2 protein-coding genes are annotated in these 1909 nt (G+C 44.3%); both read left to right on the plus strand.

What is annotated here, in order from left to right; translation table 11 throughout:
• Positions 1–137 precede the first annotated feature (137 nt).
• Positions 138–1433 (plus strand): IS21 family transposase, encoded by a 1296-nt coding sequence (istA, locus tag B5D55_RS11340; protein WP_078934116.1) that lies wholly within the window; start codon positions 138–140, stop codon positions 1431–1433.
• A gap of 6 nt (positions 1434–1439) precedes the next feature.
• The coding region (locus tag B5D55_RS11345) for an ATP-binding protein (RefSeq protein ID WP_200805325.1) at positions 1440–1909 on the plus strand (470 nt) is incomplete at its 3' end.

Here is a 1909-nt window from a genome sequence, read left to right on the forward strand (position 1 = left end):
TGTTAGAGTTCGCCGATTTCAGCCACACCTAAGTCCAGTGGAAATCGCCAAAAATAAGTTCAATTAAAAAAGCCATTATCAAATCAAATAAAACTCTCTAAACTGAATAGTAACCAGAAACTCAGTCAGGGAGGAATATGAAAAATGATAATGACTTCACAGTCAGTTTAACACAAGCGCTCCAAGATATGAAGATGGAGCAAGGGGATTGTTTTGACCTTGCAAAAGTCAACCTTTCGGAGCTTGAGAGAAGAACCGGAATCAGCCGTGCAAAACTCCGAAGATTAAAATCCAATAATTTCAAAGAAAAACCTCATGCACTCATGGGAAGAAAAGCTTTAAAGACCGTGATGACAGGTTATAAGTCCGTTGCGAACAATCTGCTCCGCCAGGGCGTGAAGAATACATCCGTTATTTATGACCGTCTGAAAGAAGTCGGCTACAAAGGAAGCCTGAGCGGCATAAAACGCTATGTCGCCGCGAATAAAAATCTGCTTCCGCCCAAAAGGTACGCTGTCGAACCGCAGGGAAGCAGGGGTTTGAGATATTTCACGAAACCCGGGGAAGCATTCCAGATGGACTGGGGCTTTGTGAAGGTTCGTGATTATTCAGGGCTTGAATATCAGGTGGCATGTTTTGCGATGATCTGTCATCACTGCGGAATGAAATACATTGAATTCTTTCCGAACGCAAAACAGGAAAATCTCTTCATAGGAATGATTCATTCGTTTCAGTATATGGGAATTCCTCAAAAAGTCCTTACGGACAACATGAAGTCCGTAGTCATCAAAAGGGATTTTGAGGGCCGGCCTGTCTGGAATCACGACTATGAAGCATTCATGAAGGCTGTAGGCTTTGAAACTAAATTATGCAAGCCTCGGCATCCTTTTACGAAAGGCAAGGTTGAGCGTCTTGTCAGGTTCGTCAAGGAAAATTTCATTGCAGGGCGTCAGTTCGTGAATGTCACCGACCTCAACGAGCAGGCTCTGCAGTGGTGCAGTGACAAGAACAGCCTTTACAGAAAAGAAATCGAAGGATTTCCTGTCGTGACCCATCAGGATAACTGCCGTAAAATCTGCCAGCCGCTTCTAAAGGAGCCGGCGATACTGCTTTATCTGTTTCCGGAACGAAAAATCAGCTTTGACGGCTTTGTCACATATGAAGGACGTCGGTTTGGAGTTCCGTATTCCTATGGCCAGAGCATCGTACGTGTGAACAGAACTGACAGAATCCTGTCAATTTATTCTGACGACATGACAAGATGCCTTGTCACCCACAATGTGACCTGGAGCAGAAGGGATTCGTTCTGCCACGACCAGTACGCAAAACCCGAACAGCCGGAAGAATTTCCTACGGCACCGGTAAAGGCAATCGTGCAGCAGGCTCTTGAGGATGATACTGCTGACGGATTCAACAAATTTAATTTCGAGTGATGATATATGGATGATACAAAATTAAACCTGATAATGCGCTGCTTTGACAGCCTTAAAGTAAAGATGACAGAAGAAGAACTTTCAACCTTCATTCTTGATAATGATTTTTCGAATGCGGACATTGATGCAGTTATGCGGATGTTTACATTCCTTGAGAAACGCAACAACGAGGCTTCAATTCAGATGATGCTCAGATTGAGCAAACTTCCGCTGAAATCCCCGAAGACATTCGAGAATTTTGATTTCAGTCAGGTTCACGGTAAGAACGTTAGCCAGCTGGAAGGCTTGCAGTCACTTTCGACCCTTTATTCGCACAAGAATGTCGCGCTTATCGGGCCAGCGGGAACCGGAAAAACTCATATTGCCATGGCTTACGGTTATGAATGCTGTCAGCATAAGCTTAAGACTTACTTCATAAAAATGTCAGAGCTTAATGACATGTTCACACAGGCTCGTGCATATGGACGGAGCGGAAG

This window comes from Treponema porcinum (assembly GCF_900167145.1).
GTDB lineage: Bacteria > Spirochaetota > Spirochaetia > Treponematales > Treponemataceae > Treponema_D > Treponema_D porcinum.

Bases quoted from the DNA above. Each gene is read 5' to 3' on its own strand.
- istA (WP_078934116.1), top strand. From the start codon at position 138: ATGAAAAATGATAATGACTTCACAGTCAGTTTAACACAAGCGCTCCAA.